The sequence below is a fragment of the Bacillus tequilensis KCTC 13622 genome, from assembly GCF_000507145.1.
Classification (GTDB): Bacteria; Bacillota; Bacilli; order Bacillales; family Bacillaceae; genus Bacillus; species Bacillus tequilensis.
The window spans coordinates 74,546-90,047 of the sequence record NZ_AYTO01000029.1 but is presented as its reverse complement, the minus strand read 5'-3'; the positions used below and the strand labels follow the sequence as shown (position 1 = coordinate 90,047).

The 15,502-nt window shown below is 40.8% G+C and carries 17 protein-coding genes; 13 read left to right on the top strand and 4 right to left on the bottom strand.

Features of this window, described 5'->3' with window-relative positions; genetic code table 11:
• Positions 1-80: 80 nt before the first annotated feature.
• Genes nrdF through nrdE form a run of 3 tightly spaced genes read right to left on the bottom strand, consistent with a single transcriptional unit; the run spans position 81 to position 3,307 of the window.
• On the bottom strand, positions 81-1,061 hold the full coding sequence (gene nrdF / locus V756_RS0108945) for a class 1b ribonucleoside-diphosphate reductase subunit beta (RefSeq protein ID WP_370444922.1): 981 nt from the start codon (positions 1,059-1,061) through the stop codon (positions 81-83).
• 18 nt (positions 1,062-1,079) lie between these two features.
• Positions 1,080-1,217: a hypothetical protein gene (locus V756_RS1000000123850; RefSeq protein ID WP_155906202.1), complete on the bottom strand. Its 138-nt coding sequence runs from the start codon at positions 1,215-1,217 to the stop codon at positions 1,080-1,082.
• The gene (gene nrdE, locus V756_RS0108935; protein ID WP_024714366.1) at positions 1,205-3,307 is read right to left on the bottom strand and encodes a class 1b ribonucleoside-diphosphate reductase subunit alpha; all 2,103 of its coding nucleotides are present in this window, start codon (positions 3,305-3,307) and stop codon (positions 1,205-1,207) included. The genes V756_RS1000000123850 and nrdE overlap by 13 nt, the downstream gene beginning before the upstream one ends.
• 1,041 nt (positions 3,308-4,348) lie before the next feature.
• Between nrdE and V756_RS1000000123845 the strand changes: the two genes are divergently transcribed.
• From V756_RS1000000123845 to V756_RS0108910, 4 genes are read left to right on the top strand one after another with little or no spacing between them, the layout of a single operon-like run.
• Positions 4,349-4,501: a hypothetical protein gene (locus V756_RS1000000123845; protein WP_155906199.1), complete on the top strand. Its 153-nt coding sequence runs from the start codon at positions 4,349-4,351 to the stop codon at positions 4,499-4,501.
• Positions 4,501-5,094 carry a hypothetical protein gene (locus V756_RS0108920; protein WP_024714365.1) on the top strand — a complete coding sequence of 198 codons (594 nt, stop codon included), beginning with the start codon at positions 4,501-4,503 and terminating at the stop codon, positions 5,092-5,094. The genes V756_RS1000000123845 and V756_RS0108920 overlap by 1 nt, the downstream gene beginning before the upstream one ends.
• A 1-nt stretch (position 5,095) precedes the next feature.
• A complete protein-coding gene (locus tag V756_RS1000000123060) occupies positions 5,096-5,869 on the top strand; it encodes a thymidine kinase (protein WP_024714364.1) in 774 nt (257 codons plus the stop codon).
• The gene (locus tag V756_RS0108910; protein ID WP_024714363.1) at positions 5,866-7,560 is read left to right on the top strand and encodes a terminase large subunit domain-containing protein; all 1,695 of its coding nucleotides are present in this window, start codon (positions 5,866-5,868) and stop codon (positions 7,558-7,560) included. The genes V756_RS1000000123060 and V756_RS0108910 overlap by 4 nt, the downstream gene beginning before the upstream one ends.
• Here the strand turns inward: V756_RS0108910 and V756_RS0108905 are convergent.
• Positions 7,557-7,907, bottom strand: coding sequence for a BRO-N domain-containing protein (locus V756_RS0108905; protein ID WP_050585652.1), 351 nt, complete (start codon positions 7,905-7,907; stop codon positions 7,557-7,559). The genes V756_RS0108910 and V756_RS0108905 overlap by 4 nt on opposite strands.
• A 450-nt stretch (positions 7,908-8,357) precedes the next feature.
• Between V756_RS0108905 and V756_RS0108900 the strand changes: the two genes are divergently transcribed.
• The 9 genes from V756_RS0108900 (at position 8,358) to V756_RS0108860 (ending at position 15,498) form a co-directional block, all read left to right on the top strand.
• Complete coding sequence (locus tag V756_RS0108900; protein ID WP_024714361.1) at positions 8,358-9,818, top strand: hypothetical protein; 1,461 nt, start codon at positions 8,358-8,360, stop codon at positions 9,816-9,818.
• Positions 9,819-9,896: 78 nt separating this feature from the next.
• Positions 9,897-11,333, top strand: a complete 1,437-nt coding sequence (locus V756_RS0108895; RefSeq protein WP_024714360.1) for a synaptonemal complex protein 1 — start codon at positions 9,897-9,899, stop codon at positions 11,331-11,333.
• Between the two features lie 14 nt (positions 11,334-11,347).
• Positions 11,348-11,749, top strand: coding sequence for a hypothetical protein (locus tag V756_RS0108890; protein ID WP_024714359.1), 402 nt, complete (start codon positions 11,348-11,350; stop codon positions 11,747-11,749).
• 15 nt (positions 11,750-11,764) lie between these two features.
• Positions 11,765-12,778, top strand: a complete 1,014-nt coding sequence (locus V756_RS0108885; protein ID WP_024714358.1) for a hypothetical protein — start codon at positions 11,765-11,767, stop codon at positions 12,776-12,778.
• 98 nt (positions 12,779-12,876) lie between these two features.
• Entirely contained in the window at positions 12,877-13,341 is a 465-nt protein-coding gene (locus V756_RS0108880; protein WP_024714357.1) for a hypothetical protein, read from the top strand.
• A 9-nt stretch (positions 13,342-13,350) separates the two neighbouring features.
• The gene (locus V756_RS0108875; RefSeq protein ID WP_024714356.1) at positions 13,351-13,806 is read left to right on the top strand and encodes a hypothetical protein; all 456 of its coding nucleotides are present in this window, start codon (positions 13,351-13,353) and stop codon (positions 13,804-13,806) included.
• Positions 13,799-14,422, top strand: coding sequence for a hypothetical protein (locus V756_RS0108870; RefSeq protein WP_024714355.1), 624 nt, complete (start codon positions 13,799-13,801; stop codon positions 14,420-14,422). Before V756_RS0108875 ends, V756_RS0108870 begins: the two co-directional genes overlap by 8 nt.
• Before the next feature lie 4 nt (positions 14,423-14,426).
• Entirely contained in the window at positions 14,427-15,044 is a 618-nt protein-coding gene (locus V756_RS0108865; protein WP_024714354.1) for a hypothetical protein, read from the top strand.
• Positions 15,045-15,048: 4 nt separating this feature from the next.
• On the top strand, positions 15,049-15,498 hold the full coding sequence (locus V756_RS0108860; RefSeq protein ID WP_024714353.1) for a hypothetical protein: 450 nt from the start codon (positions 15,049-15,051) through the stop codon (positions 15,496-15,498).
• Positions 15,499-15,502: the final 4 nt, after the last annotated feature.

The window sequence follows — 15,502 nt, the reverse complement described above, 5'->3', positions numbered from 1 at the left end:
CTCCAAATCTTAGTTTCGGTTTACACAATAATGATCGTACTACCTTGTATGTTAGTTGCGAAAAGAAAAAAGAGCAGAAATTAAATCTGCTCTTTTTTGTCAATGAAATAGAAATCTTCATCTTTAACTGGCTCTACTGTTGCTTTCTTATAACCGTTACCCTTCATTGAAAAGAAATCATGGGATTTGGTTTTTGTGTTTAATCCGTTGAGGACAATTGGGTTAATCTCCTCCTCTTCGAAGTATGGGTCAAAGCCTAAATTCATTAGAGCCTTATTTGCGTTATAGCGGATAAACTTCTTTACGTCACTTGTTAGGCCGACCTTGTCGTAAACATCCTCAGTATACTCTAATTCGTTTTCATAAAGAGTTAGCAGAAGATCTTTTGCAAACTTATTTAGTTCCTTTTTTGTCTCTTCATCCTGCTTGTTGTATATCTCTTGAGCGAGAAGCCCTACATATACTCCGTGGATGGCCTCATCCCGAATAATCAAGTTTATGATCTCGCCCGCTTGCATGAGACGTCCCTGACCATAGAAGTAAAGTGGATAGTAAAATCCACTATAGAACAAGAAACTTTCCAGATAGGTGGAAGCAACCATTGCTTTGTAAAGGGAGAGTTCATCACCTTTCCTTATGTTGGTATAAATCCCCACAATTATTTCAGCCTTTTTCTGCAAATACTTGTTATCTTTAACCCACTCGAAAACATCATTAATTTCTTCGGTTGTCGCTAAAGTCATGAAGATATTGGAGTAAGACTTAGCATGGACTGCATTTTCCATCATAGCCATGAAATTCAGGACAGCTTTACGTTGATGTCCGTCGACGTTCTCCTGGATTAGTGGCATACCTGTATTACCTTGTTCTGTATCTAAAAGAGTGAGTCCAGCTAATACCTTCATGTAGGTGTCCTGCTCATTCTTTCCGAGGTATTTCCATGTAAGCAGATCTCCGGTTAAAGATATTTCTTCGGGCAACCAAAATTGCTTTACGTTTTGGTTATAGAACATTTGGGTAAAGTCGTCTTCGTGTCGAGACCAATCAGCCGCCGTGTAGATTGCGTTAGCCTTCGTCAATTATTCGTCCTCCATATCTTCTATATTTTCGCATGCGATATCGCAGTACGTTCCTTTTTCGCTGATGATTACGTACGTCGGGTTATAATCTAAATCCCGACCGCACGTCTTAAATGCCATATCACTTAAACTACGCATGATAAGCACCCCTCTTGCGTTGTGTCCTTTGTCCGCGCATAGTAAATTGTCTTGATACCCTTATGGTGGGCGTATAGGTCAATTTTGTTGAGGTCACGTGTTGTCATCGTATCTTTTAAGAAAAGTGTTAGGCTAATGCCCTGATCGACATGCTGCTGGATAGTGGCAATCATGTCCACCACTTTAAACATATCCATGTCATAGGCTTCTTTATATAAGAACCAGTTGCTAGGTGACAGTCCCGGCATTGGATAATAAGTTTTTGAATTACCGTAAGTTCTTTCTTCGATACGCTCCATGATAGGCATAACCGAAGCTGTTGCAGATTGTACGTAAGAGATTGAACCGGTAGGGGCAATACATAGGCGATAGCTATGGTACATCCCGTGCTGGCTGACGAAATCCTTCAACTCTTTCCAATCACCCTTCGTAGGAATTTCCATACCGCCGAATAATTTTTTGACCTTGTCTGACTTCGGAGTGAAATCATTTTCAAGATATTTATTAAAGTATTCGCCCGTTGCGTAGGTCGAACCCTCATAACCATGGTAGGTCTCACCTTCGTCCCTTGCAATCTCGGAAGATCTTTGGATAGAGTAGAAGTTAACCATCATGAAGAAGGTATTGGCAAAGTCCCTGGCTTCTTCACTCTCATAAGGGATACCGTTTTTAGCCAGGTAGCCGTGAAGATTCATTGCCCCTAATCCGATAGATTTCATAAGTTTATTTGCACGTCTGACTGCTGGTGCATTTCGGATGTCTGTAGAAGTTGCTACTTTTGTTAGTGCGTCTGTAGCTAACCTTACCGCTGATTTAATCGACTTTCTCTCCATTACGTTGAGGATATTCAGCGACCCTAAATTGCAAGAAATATCTAAACCAATCTCGTCTTCTTCGTCGTAGTCCGTGTAAGTAGAAACATTGGACGCTTGTAATACTTCCGAGCACAGGTTTGAAAACTTGACCTTAGAAATATGGTTATTAGCGTGTTCTCTGTTCACATTATCTTGGAACATGATGTAAGGGTAGCCCGACTCATATCTAAGCATGGCAAGTTTCTCTAATAATTTACGAGGGTTGATTTTCTCTTTTTTGACCTTAGGGTTTTCAACAAGTTTTTCGTACATCTCGCTCATGTCCATCTCGTCCATATGTTGACCATACTCTTTATAGACTGTGTGGGGATAGAATACGTACGTTTCTTTATCTTCTCTCGCCAATTCAACGAACTTGTCTGGAATGACAACTCCAATGGAAAGAGTCTTAACACGTACATCCTCATCGGCCGATATTTTCTTAGTATCAAGGAAATCGTTAATATCTCTATGGAAGATGTTTAGGTAAGCGGCACCCGAACCTTGACGTTGCCCCATCTGATCTGCATACCTAAAGGCATTATCTAGAAGCTTCATTACCCCGACGACGCCTTTTGTCGCATTCTCCACATCTTTAATTGCTTCACCTTTTGCCCTTACTTTCGATAGGTTGAGGGAAACACCTCCACCTAACTTAGACAGTTGCATTGCTGTTTCAATTGCTTTTGAGATATCGTTAAGTGAATCTCCAACCTCTAATAAAAAGCAACTGACTAGTTCACCACGTCTTGTTCTTCCGGTATTGAGGAATGTAGGTGTTGCAGGTTGATATTCTTGGTTGATCATTAAGCGGACATAGTCTTTTGCTTTTTCAGCGTCACCGTCTGCAAAAAATAGTGAGACAATTACGACACGGTCCTCATAACGTTCTAAAATTTTCTTTTTGTCATTAGTCTTGAGAGCATAGTCGTTATAGAATTTGAACGCACTCATAAAAGAGGGGAAGCGAAACTTCTTTTCATAGGCTAGGTTGTAGATATCAACCAACTCATCCTGCGTATACATTGAAAGTATGCTTTCCTCGTAGTAATCGTTTTCCACTAAAAAGTCGAGCTTCTCTTTTAGATCGTGGAAGAAAACAGTTTCTTGGTTTACGTGATCTACGAAATAGCTTCTCACAGATTCTTCATCTTTGTCGAATTGGAACCGTCCATCCTTCTTGACCATAATCTCGTTGTTGGATCTAATCCAACTAGGTACTTTATCTTGCGTCAACTTAATGCCCCCTTTGAAATTTAAGTACCAATATTATAAGAAAGCAACACGTAATATTAACAAATTAACTGCAACTTGTCTTATACGTTGTATTGATCGTTACGTGTTGGCTGTTTGTTGCGGTAAATAAAAATGCTCTATTACAGTAGCTGCGAGCAACACTGTAATAGAGCATTTTCTTTGTTTATTGAAAGGAGGGGCAGACAGCCCCTTGAGAAGGGAAATGGTGGTTAGATGTGGAGTCGAACCACTTGGCAGGGAAGCGAACCACACTTTAAACGGAATTGAACCGTCACCCCTGCTTTACACCGTTGACTAACCAGGAAACAGTGCACTAGGGTGAAAGGAGTAAACCCCTAGTGCACTCGAAAATATAGGAGAACTTTTTGAGAGTTACACCCCTCACTCAGACTCCCCTCCAAGGGCACCTCAGATAAACCGTTAACGGTGCTTTCGGAATCGAACCGAAGGACTGAGGGAATATCTATCGCCGTACCCCGTGCACTTTAACGGATTCGAACCGCAAGCGATAGCAGAGCCTTAGTCAAGGGTGAACACCACTAACAACCTTTAGATAGGTTGTATTTATTGGTATACCACCCTGCATTTCTTTTACCCAATTATTTCAGATTTTTTGTGAAAAGGTTCAGGTAATATGCCGAAGAACCTACAAGGATAGCAAATGGGACAAGTGTTAAGTCAAAACCAAATACGATCAGGTATCCGAATAACCCTGTCCAAAAGCCGTTACAGAATGGGCAATCCAAGAAAATCTCAAATAACTCATGACTCTCACGAAGTAAATTCCGAGTATATTGAAATTTAATTTCGAAAAGGAAAGCCCGAACGGCCAATGCTATAAGTAACAAGACCACTAACTCTAACCCTAAGTTCAAACTAATCACCTCCCACAACCTAGTTATCGATGTATGCCTGGCCAAAGTTGCGGCAGTGACGTACAAAAGTTAAAAAGACGCACAATTTTCTTATATTGATTGTGAATAATCATTAAAGTAATCTAGATAGGGGGTTTTGGTGGCAGTGGGAACTAAGGATGAAAGACTCTATATCCGAACAACTGCAACAAAGAAACAGTTTGTAGAACAGCTTGCAGAAAAATATACAAAAGGAAATGTTAATGCTCTTTTTGATAAGCTGGTCGAAGAACTTATGGAAGAAGAAGGTGAGGATTGATGGGAGAGCTAAGAAAACGTGGAGCGCAAAGTAAAATTGAAAAGTATGGTCTAGTGACCCATGCGATCAACCTTCTAACAGTTACTCCGAAAATGAGTTATAAGGCTGTTGCAGAAGAATTAAATACTATTGGCGATGTGCCTGAGAGCGACCTCATCTCCGTCCAAAACGTTTCAGATTTTGCAAAGAATTACCCGGAGGTAAGAAAAGAGATTCTTTTAGCTAATCGCCAACATATGAGAAAAATGGTTATGGAAAGTGCTGAATTTGACATGCTAGGTACGCTAAAAGACATGGCTGCGAGGTTGACTTTTATGATCGACTCTGCGGAGATGATGGCATTAGAAGAAGGTATGCTCCCTGACCCTAAAGGATATAAGGCCCTTTCAAGTGAATTGAGAGAGACCTTGAAGCAGATAGAGGGAATTCATAAAGAAGTGTATGACATGGAGGTAGTTAGAGAATTTCTTGTAGAAGTGATCAAGACTTTGAAAGAGGTTTCTCCCGACGCTCTCCCCTCTTTTATAGCTAAAATGAAAGGAAAACGTGAGAATAGCCACATCGTAAGTGAATTGCTTAAAGGAGGATTATAGTATGGCGGGAAAACTAGTAACTACCGTAGGTGTAATGGGTTCAGGAAAGACAAAAAAATTGATTCATTTGTACAGGAGATTGAGAAAGAGTGGGATGGAGGTCAAAATTTTCAAACCGACTAAAGACATCCGTTCAGGTAATTTTAGTGTTGAGTCAAGGGACGGAGAAATGGCACCAGCCCAACCAATACAAAATATTGAAGAGATTTTTGAGTATGGAGGTGACATGCAGCAAGCTATCCTCATAGATGAAATTCAATTCTTTGATCAAGCGGACTTGGTACATTCCCTGGTATCTATTTGTCTATTGGGGATTGATGTTTATTGCTTTGGATTGGACCTTACATCCGAGGGAACTACGTTTGGGTTAGTTGGGGATGTTATGGCTAAGTCGGATGAAGTCATTAAATTAAAAGGGAAATGTACAAGATGTGGGAGACCAGCTAGGATATCTAGATACAAAGGTCAGGACAAGACTACCGATATCAGAATAGGTGATCTAGATGTATACGAACCTGTTTGTATGGATTGCTTTTATTCATCGGATGTCAGATGTAAGAAAGGTAGCGATACGGACTTTAATGACCCTATTTATTCCTTTAAAATTGCTGACGAAGAATCAGGGTTTTCGATGGAACTGCAAGTTAAAAAAAGTAGGTTGGAAAAGGCGGGCTACACCTACGAAGACGTAGCTGACATAGTTACAGAAGAGGGGGCTGACAATCTGCTTGTTGATCTAGGGATTATAGATGAAGGGGAGGTAGGTGGCAGATGAGTGATTTTCTAAGCGGTCTTTTCGATGACGTCATTGCAATGGCCGAGTCTGAAAACAACTCTATGGGCCTATGGCGTGAAAAGCCAGTAGGACTCGTAGAGTTTTTTATAGATTTTCTAGGAGAAAAACCGTTCGACGGTAAGCAGACTGAACTCTTGCATACCGTGGAAAAGATACTGGCTAAAGACGAATTGCCGGAGAATGACAAATTAAAGAAAGTCACAGAAATTGCAGCCATGTGGGGCAAAGGCTCAGGTAAAGACTTTATCATCTCAGGGATTGTCTCTTATATCCCTTACAGACTGAACTGTATGAATAATCCTCAAGCGTACTTTGGTTTCGGACAAGGGGAACCAATCGATATAATCAACCTCGCAAAGAACGCCAAACAAGCAGAGAATGTATTCTTCACTAAGCTCAAGGCTCGACTCAAATCGTGTAAGTGGTTTAAGAAGGTCGACCGCAAACCTTTAGCCTATAACGAATACCAAGAGAAAAAGGATACAATCGTATTTTACAATGAAATACGGGCTTTCTCAGGGCACTCAGAAGCTGGTTCTTTTGAAGGTTTCAACCCCCTCGTTGGAATTTTTGACGAAGTGGGTGATTTTGAATGGGAGCTAGCGGAGTTCTGTTATGACACTATTAGATCGTCTGCCATGTCACGTTACGGTAAAAGGGCACTATTGATGTTCATCTCTTTCCCTCGGTCCAGTGAAGATTTTATGATGTATAAGTACGACCAAGGACAGGACGATGATTTTGAAGAGGTAATTTCATCACGTGGGGCTTCCTGGGAAATTAACACTAACATTAAACGAGAAGACCTAGAGATGGATTATAAAAAAGATCCTGAAGGCAGTAGAATGCGTTACGAATGTATCCCTCCTAAACAACGGGGAGGCTTCTTCCAGTACCCTGAACGAATTGACGATTGTGTCAAAGTCGGTAAAGGAGATCCATGTATCTTAGAACAAACTGTTCTTACAACTACATTAGATAATGGTGAGGAACGTCATTTTGTCGGATACAATGTAGAGCTGTTTAAGGGAACGCTGGAGTTAGACCAATCAAAAACATACTATTTAGGTCTCGATGGCGGTATAGATAAGGATATGTACACACTTTCCCTTTTCCATGCAGAAACTATCTACGATGAAGTGATAGAGGGTGGGGAGTCTGTCCTTAAACCAAGAAACAAACCCGTAGAGGATTTACTGATTAAATGGAAACCAGACACGGTAAACAAATTGCCTGTAAATGTACAGAATACTATTGACGTTGTTGAAGCCATTTGCGAGATCGTATATGTAAAAAAAGCACTCATGGACAAATTCAACTCAGGAGCTATGGTTCAAAAGTTAATGGAGTTTGGAGTTGAAGCTGAGGATAAGGTGTTCTCCAATCCGTTCCAACTGGCTATATACACCCAGCTGAAAAATCTCGCCTACACAGGTCACTTGGAACTTCTTGATTTGGATGAAGAAGGTAAGGATAAAATGGATAATCCTAATGATAACCTAAAGCACATCCTACTAGTAAACGGTACGAAAATAGATCATGAAAAAGATCGTGAAAAAGATACATGTGACGCTCGGGCTACAGCGGTGTATCTATGTGCGACTGATGACCCGGCCGATGACACGAATTATTCAATGCCTGCAATAGCTGGAGCAAGTAGAGCGTATTAATTTACGCTCTTTTGCTTTACCCAATTGATAAAATCTAGCCTGTTGACCTCACTGCTTCTTGCCCTGTAAACCATACAACGCAAGCCTTCAAGATCCACTAGGATATATCTTTGTGGGTTCTGTCCCTCTGTAAAAGTAAGCACTAATTCTACTTTGCTCCTGTCGTCAACAGACCTAGTTAAGCTGAATGGGTTACTGACTCCAAGTACGTGTTTTGCAATATCGTGGGCAAGGAATAAAACGGAGCCGTCGACAACCTCTACTGCCCTTATAGAACGGACCTTTCCACACTCGCTTTCGTAAAAAAATTCCCCAACCTTAGATACCTCTAAATTTTCCGAATTCAAAGTCATCGCTCCTTCTACTCGAATTACCTAATTAATGATCGTTACAAAATAGCAAAAGTTGCGAAATAGACATTTTAAGTTTAAAGCAGTTACTGAATACAAATTTTTTGGTACCTACTTTTTAATTTAAAAGCAGTAGCTGATTACAACATTTTTGGTACCTACTTTTTAAGCTTAACTTAATTGCAGTTACCCAAAATTTGAGGCCGAAGTATATTAATTAAATAAAATATAAAAAATTAAAAAGATATAAATACTAAATAAACAATATTACAGACTTTCTAGGTTAAACGTAAAAAGTGTTGGCTGCGCCAACGAGACTTCGCTTCGCTCGTCTCTTTTACGTGTCTTGTTAATTTGTACGTCATCGTCCTTATAATGAACTCTGCCAAGTAGTTTACCGATTAGTATTAAACTTCTAGGTATTTGTAAGAAAGGTGGTGGAGAAGTTTGTCATTTTTAAATAGAGTAAGAAATTTCTTTTCGAAGGCTGCTACTGTAGTTTCCGCTCCCTTTGTGTCTAATTTATATAGTTCTAGTCAAGAGAGTTCGACTACAGAGAGGCCTACTCCAAACAAGGCGTTTGGTGGTAGCAGGAAGACAGAAACTCTAGATGAGGGGAGCGTGTACAGGTACGGTAAGTACACGAAGTTAAGCGAGAGCGTTTTTACAAGATACTCCCCCAAGCGTCTTTTGTCTATTTTAAAGCACAATCACCCTGACGTATCCCAAGCGATTTGGAACTTTAAAATTATAGGTAACTCAGGATACACTGCCAGGGTAACTAAGCTAGACGGGAGATCGGAACATGAATCAGGACAAAAACTAATTGATAATTTCATAAGAAAGCTGGATTTCTACAGCAGTGATGGTTTTGAAAAGTCTAGGAGCTTAGATAGGCTTATCGATCAAATGTTTGATTCCGCTTTAGTTCGAGGGGCAATCTCCTTGGAAATGGTAATGGACAGTGAATTTACAGATGTGATGTTTTTAGCCAACGTCGACCCTGACACGATTGATTTCAAAGTGGAACAGGGCAGACTTATTCCGTACCAAAACAATGTAAAGCTAGATATACCTACCTTTTTCCATGAAGGTTTAGATGAATCTGAGGTAGATCCTTACGGAACGTCCCCCTTTCTATCAGTGATACAGACTTTAGCTTTTCATCAGCAGGTTATGGAAGACATAAAAATGGTCATCCATAATCAAGGTTACGGGAAATATGATATAAAAATCGTTGAAGAGGTTTTATTAAAACGAATGCCTATCCAGATCCGTAACAACGAAAAGAAAAAGCAACAGTGGCTTAATGAGCAATTAGACTTGATCATCAACATGTACCAAGAATTAGACCCTGACGCTGCATTCGTTCATTTTGATAGTGTTGAAGTTGATATGGTAGACGGGGCAAACGCAACGCTTGATCCTCAAAAAATAATGGCTGTCATTGATACGCAAATCCTTGGTGCCTTGAAGCAGTATTCAACGTTGATGGGTAGACGATCCCAGGGTCAGACGGAGCAATACGCTAAACTTGAAATTAAAATCTTCATGAAGTCAGTAAAACGAGTTCAATTTATGATTGAATCTATTCTATCTCGTGCTTTGACAAAGCTTATTAACATCCACGGAATGCAGGGATTTGTATTCTTTGAGTTTAATGACACAGAGATCCGCACAGAGCTGGAGAAGGTTAATTTCGAACAGATAGCGATTCAAAACGCACAGAAAAAACGGGATAACGGATGGGTAACTCAAGACGAGGCCAGTATTGAAGTGACCGGCACTAAGGCTGCGTCAGATCCTGATAAAGAAATGCTGGGGGTCACTACATCGGAACCTAAAGGATCTCCTGATGAGCGGCAACCAAATGATCCGCAGAGCGGTGACAACACTTCTAGCGACTAGTACGCACAGTTGTTAGAAGTGTTTTATTTATTCCTTATAATTCTGTCAGGTCGGTGACAAATACCAGGAGGTGTTAAAATGCCAATGCCAACAAAAGAGCAGTTGAGGAAAATTAATAAACTTTCTCATTCTGCTTTAGATGAAGACCAAGTATATGTTTTCCGCAGTCTGTCCGCTGACACGTTACCTGTACAGCGCTTCGGATGGTTCGGAGAGTATAGTATTATCATGAATGGTAATATGCTCAACTCCCTAAAGAAGGATTATAAGGCCGGTGTGGGTTTGCTGGCTTCTCATGATAACGGTAGGTTACCTTTCGGACGTACTTTTGACGCTGAGGTGACGGTTGATCATGTTAATGGGGAACCAGTAGAGACTATGTATGTCGATCATTACATAGTGACTCATGTGAAAGACGGAGAAGGAAATAAAGTACCTTTGCGAACAGAGATCAATGGAATGACTACTCAAGATATAGTTAACCACATAGATGTGGGCCATACCTTCGATACCTCGATAGGTTTTGCTATGACAGAGCCTAAATGTTCAATTTGTAACCATGACATACGTGATTACGAAAAATGTTCTCATTTGCCTGGACGAACTTACGATGTTCAGGTGGGGGAGGAAGTTGAGCAACGCCGCTGTGACATTGTAGCCAACAAAGGTGAAGGTTTAGAGAATTCCCTAGTTTATGCAGGTGCAGTCAATAGAGCGATAATCACACACGGCCAATTTGCTGCGGAGGGTCAAACATTTTCAGAAAGATTACAAGGGTCTGTTAAAGAAGATGAAACTACTTTCTATAATGTAGATGACATTAAGACAGTCCCTTTACATTCACAGATATTGTGTAGGATGTCAAAAGGAAATATGGAGTTGTTTACTACGACTTCCGAACGTAAGGATATTAACTACCTGAAAGGAAGTGAAGAAATGCCTACTAATAACCAATCATTATCGGTGGCGGACGAGTCAAAAGATGTTGTCTCACTGGCTGAGTACAACAAAGTTGTAAGTGAAAAAGAGGATTTATCGGTGAAGCTGTCAGAGGCTGAGGGCAAACTCACTAAATTTGAAGATAAAGTTGAGGCTTTAGAAGAAAAATTGAGCGCAACTGAGCAGACGAATGTCGAACTAACGGCTAAATCTGAATTAGCAGATAAATTCACTAAAGATTTGATTGATTCTGTAGTTGAGGCTGGAGTTAAGGCACGAGGGAATGCGTTTAATAAAGACCGTTACCAAAAATACGCTGAAACTTTAAGTGTCGATGAGCTAAAAGAAGAACTTACAGCTTTTCAATCGGAATTCCCAGGTTCTGTTGAAGAAGCTAGAGTAACCTCTGTCGAACTTCAAGAAAATAACGATCAGACCGAGATTCTCTCTAAAACAAGAATGCGAGAATTAGCGGCCAAGAACGCTATGGAGATTTACCGAACAAAAGGCGGTAACTTAGAAGAACTGACTCGAAACGAATTAGCTAAGTTGCAGACAAAATCACAATCAGAGTGAGGGGGAAATAGGAGATGGCAGGTAACGTAACTGGTTTTCAGAGACCTTATACATTCCGTGCTAACGAGACATTTACAACAGTTGGCATTGATCAAGCTGTTGTTTATAGTGGCAAAATGCGTGAGGTAGAGGTCCCTAAGGAAGATAATTTAATCCCTGTAGGGATTGTCTCTTATCAATATGAGGACCGAGATGGCGGGACAGTAGCTGTTCAGTTAGACCGTATTGCTCAAATCGAAGCTGTAGAGCCAATCGCCTTCGGTGAAGAGGTTATTGTAGCCGCTGGAGGAAAAGCAAAACGGGCCGCAGGCCTAACGGAAGGAACTGTCGCAAATATTCTAGGTGAAGCACAAAATTCAGTGAATGCGGGGGATAAAGTCCAAGTCTTGATTCGTCCTCGTGCTAAAACTGTTTAAGGGAGGTAACAATTAATGCCAACACATGGTCAGCATAATATTAAGAACACACACTACGATCAGTTTTTGACCAACATTTCTGTTTCTTATACAGATACACAGAACTTTATTGGTGAGCAGGTAGTACCGATTGTCGAGGTCCAGAAACAATCAGACAAGTACATGGTTTTTGATTATCAGGACCACATGGTTGCGGATGACGACATCCGAAGAGCGCCTGGTACAGTCGCTTCTGAAATGCGTACTGGATGGAGTGAGGACGCCTACTACGCAGAAGGCTATGCAAAACGTTACGCACTATACGATGAAGAGATCGCAAACGCTGACGAAGACGCTATCTTCAACTTGAAAGAGATGGCCGCAAAACAGGTTAAAGCGAAGTTGCTTCTAAATAAAGAGATTAATACGGCAAATCTGATGACAAATCAAAACAATTTCCATAAGGACCTTAGGGTATCTGTTGGTGAATCCGCAACAGCTGACTTGATTAAATGGTCTGACTATGAAAATTCCGATCCAATGAAGGATGTCTTTAAACTTCGAGAGAAGGTAGAGCGTCTCGGCGGTATGGACATGAATACACTTGTATTATCAAAACCTGTGTACAACATTCTAAAATTCCATCCGAAGTTGAAATCTACCTTGGCTGGTTTTACATCTCCTGAGATGGTATCTGATGAAGCTATCAAACAGTTACTTGGGGTAGACAACCTAATTGTAGCTAATGCCCGTAGAGCGACAAGCAACCAACGTCGAGTTGGGCAAGGTGGTATGACTAACTACATTTGGGGCAACAATGCCGTTCTTATGTACTTACCGAAGGGAGCAGCACGTGATATCCCTGCCGCTGCCTATACGTACCAATGGACAAACCCGCAAGCCAATGTTGTAGGTAATCAAAAGACTCGTGAATACTACTCAGAAGATTCTAAAACCCTATGGATTGAGACTGAGGAATGGTACGGTCAAAAGATTACATCCGATCTTGGCGCTATCGTACTACCTGACATCGTTAACCCATTAACGTAATAGAATACGACATTCTTTTGGCATGAAAGAGGTGGGCAAAGGGTAGACTCCCTACCCACCTCTTTTTTTAATAACGATTGAATAAGGAGGCACAACAAATGGCGACAAAAACAGAAATGGTTGAAGAGCTTTATAAAGCGGGAGTAGATACTAAAACAAACCTAAAGAAATTGGAGACTGAGGCTTTAGAGGAAATGGTGCAGGAGCTAGAGTCGTCGACAGAGGTTGGTGATGAATCAACTGAAACTAAAGAGGTTTCTGAAATCACCGAAGACGCCCCTGCGAGTGAAGAAAGTGAAGAATCCAATGACAAGGTTGTAACTGAAACAGTCCATCAGCTGGGTATCTTTACAGAATTTATTTACCATGCAAAAAACGAAAATGTCTCATTGAAGGTTGAAAACTTAGGTAATGGTGATGTTTACGTAAATGCAGGTGAAGTTCAGGTGGGAGACAAGGACCAACGCCTTCTTAAAGGTGAGGGGAAAGTCTTCAAAGATGTTGCTGTAGTCAATTTAATGGCCGCAAGTCAACCTGAGGTGAAAATTTCCGAATTAGAGTAGGTGATTTAGATGGCTTTAAACATTGTCATAGATCCCGTGACTGATCTAGCCTTCATCGAATCGGTCCGTAGGTTGTTAGGAGGAGTAGATTCTGAGACTTTGTCTGATGAAGATATCTTAGATCCGGCATTCTTCGATTTAGCGGAATTGGAGGTTCTAAGTCTAGTCCCATGCCTGGACCGTACTGATGTACCCAAGGCCGATAAAGAAAAAGCACGAATTGCCATGATCCACTTAATAGCTTCAAAGCTATGCTCTACTGTCAAAGGTCGTGTCGAGTATGAAGTGAAGACAATAGACGTTACCTGGAGACGATCTCCTGTTAAATATGACGATTTACAGGACGATCTCCTTACTACAGCGGACAGTCTTTTAAATAGTATTGAATGCTACACAGGTGCCGGAACCACCAATACGTTTGTGGTTGCTCCTTCAAAAAGGGCGGTGAGAGAACGTTATGAGTAAAGGTTATAAGTCTACAATAATTCGAAAATACGGAACCGCTGTTCAAGTTCAACGGTATATTGACGGTTCACCTGAAACACTCATGGAGACTAAAGCGCTTTTAGGGAGAGCAGCACGATCAAACTCTAATTTGAAGATGTCTGAGAGCCAAAAAGAAGGAATTTTTCTTCCTGATTTTGATATTGATTCAGGAGACTTCGTCCTTAATAAAAACCACAGAGAAGATTATGTCGTAGTCACTACACATCAAGAGTACGACGGCAACAGGTCTTTATCTGTAGTCGCTAACCTCATGAAATGTAATCACAAGATAACATTGAGAGGGAATTCTAAGATTGCTGATGATAGAGGGAACATTAAGACAAGTTTCGGAGAAAAATACACGGACATACCGTGTTACCTAGAGGATGTGGGGAGTGAGTTAAGACAGTTTGACCCTGGACTTAATCCTGAAACCGAACATCGTATATACACGACCGCTTTAAATATAGATTTGACTGATCAAATTACGATTGGTTACAGATCAAAGACCCTCTCACTAAAAGTAGTGTCTTTAGACTACACCTCGTTCCCTAATTTAGTGGTCATTGAAGTTGCAAAGGATATTAGGAAGTGATTGTATGGGTAGGTTTGTAAGTTTCAACCAAGCTGATTACATCAGAGCAATAGAAGCGGCCGTAAAGCTAGCCTTAGATAAAGTGGAGAAAGAAGTATTTGAATCTATCCTAATGAATTTTGGGGCACTTACTTTTAGGGAGCTGGATTCGAAATACGTAAGTGCAATGAAGAGTTCTATTAGATTTGCGTCTGTTAAAACCTCGCACTCAATAACCTCTCAATTTAGGGCTGGCTACGAAAGCCAGCCCAATCAATCTTTTAGATTAGTTTACTACGAATACGGTACTGGCTCCTTAATGAACCCTCCTAAGAGCTACAGCCCAACTGATGATCCAAATTGGAATATCGCTCGTCCTAAGCGAGTGGGCGAGAGAGTGTGGACACGACCTTTCGGAAAGTGGAAGGACGCTGGAGGAAATGAACACTTCTCCAAGACGAAAGGGAAGCCCAAACCTTTATCTGCCATGTCCAGAAGAGGGGAGCCGGTAAAAGCTAGCCACTGGTTTGAACGAGGTTTTTGGACAGGTGCTAAGCATTTGGATGAGTATGTTCTCGAAGCTGTTAAATCTGTGCCGATCTCTTCTTATATTAGTGTTGCAAACATCTACAAAAGGATGTGATTGGATGGCCTTCTTGTACATCTCTGATGTCTATGCTTGTATCCATAAGACATTGAGGGAGGATGAAGTCATTCGGAAATTGATGGGGTTTGATGAATCAACCACCTCTACAGACATGGCTTTACGAATTCAAAAAAGAAAGAATCCTGTTGAACTGGTTGACGGTAAATTACCATTAATCACGTTTTACAAACTGCCGGGGCAAAGAGAGTTAACGAATTACTTATCTTACGTTACTGCATTTGACTTCGACATTTACACAAATGATGACGTAGAGTTAGCCATCGAGATAGCAGATCGAATTAACTATCTCTTTGATGGCAAATACCTACCGTTGTCTAAAGGAAGCAGTTTCAAAGGTCATTTTGTAACCTCAGCGGAGGATGAGACTGACCTTGAAAACACCTATAAGTATTTTACACAAGTAGAATTTACATTCGGAATTGAGGGGTGAGACA

What these genes read in the sequence shown, in the direction of transcription:
- V756_RS0108880 (WP_024714357.1), top strand. Translation starts at nt 12,877, where the DNA reads ATGGCGACAAAAACAGAAATGGTTGAAGAGCTTTATAAAGCGGGAGTA.
- V756_RS1000000123850 (WP_155906202.1), bottom strand. Translation starts at nt 1,217, where the DNA reads ATGCGTAGTTTAAGTGATATGGCATTTAAGACGTGCGGTCGGGATTTA.
- V756_RS1000000123060 (WP_024714364.1), top strand. Translation starts at nt 5,096, where the DNA reads ATGGCGGGAAAACTAGTAACTACCGTAGGTGTAATGGGTTCAGGAAAG.
- V756_RS0108860 (WP_024714353.1), top strand. Translation starts at nt 15,049, where the DNA reads ATGGCCTTCTTGTACATCTCTGATGTCTATGCTTGTATCCATAAGACA.
- V756_RS0108865 (WP_024714354.1), top strand. Translation starts at nt 14,427, where the DNA reads ATGGGTAGGTTTGTAAGTTTCAACCAAGCTGATTACATCAGAGCAATA.
- V756_RS0108885 (WP_024714358.1), top strand. Translation starts at nt 11,765, where the DNA reads ATGCCAACACATGGTCAGCATAATATTAAGAACACACACTACGATCAG.
- V756_RS0108870 (WP_024714355.1), top strand. Translation starts at nt 13,799, where the DNA reads ATGAGTAAAGGTTATAAGTCTACAATAATTCGAAAATACGGAACCGCT.
- V756_RS0108890 (WP_024714359.1), top strand. Translation starts at nt 11,348, where the DNA reads ATGGCAGGTAACGTAACTGGTTTTCAGAGACCTTATACATTCCGTGCT.
- V756_RS0108875 (WP_024714356.1), top strand. Translation starts at nt 13,351, where the DNA reads ATGGCTTTAAACATTGTCATAGATCCCGTGACTGATCTAGCCTTCATC.
- V756_RS0108910 (WP_024714363.1), top strand. Translation starts at nt 5,866, where the DNA reads ATGAGTGATTTTCTAAGCGGTCTTTTCGATGACGTCATTGCAATGGCC.
- V756_RS0108895 (WP_024714360.1), top strand. Translation starts at nt 9,897, where the DNA reads ATGCCAATGCCAACAAAAGAGCAGTTGAGGAAAATTAATAAACTTTCT.
- V756_RS0108920 (WP_024714365.1), top strand. Translation starts at nt 4,501, where the DNA reads ATGGGAGAGCTAAGAAAACGTGGAGCGCAAAGTAAAATTGAAAAGTAT.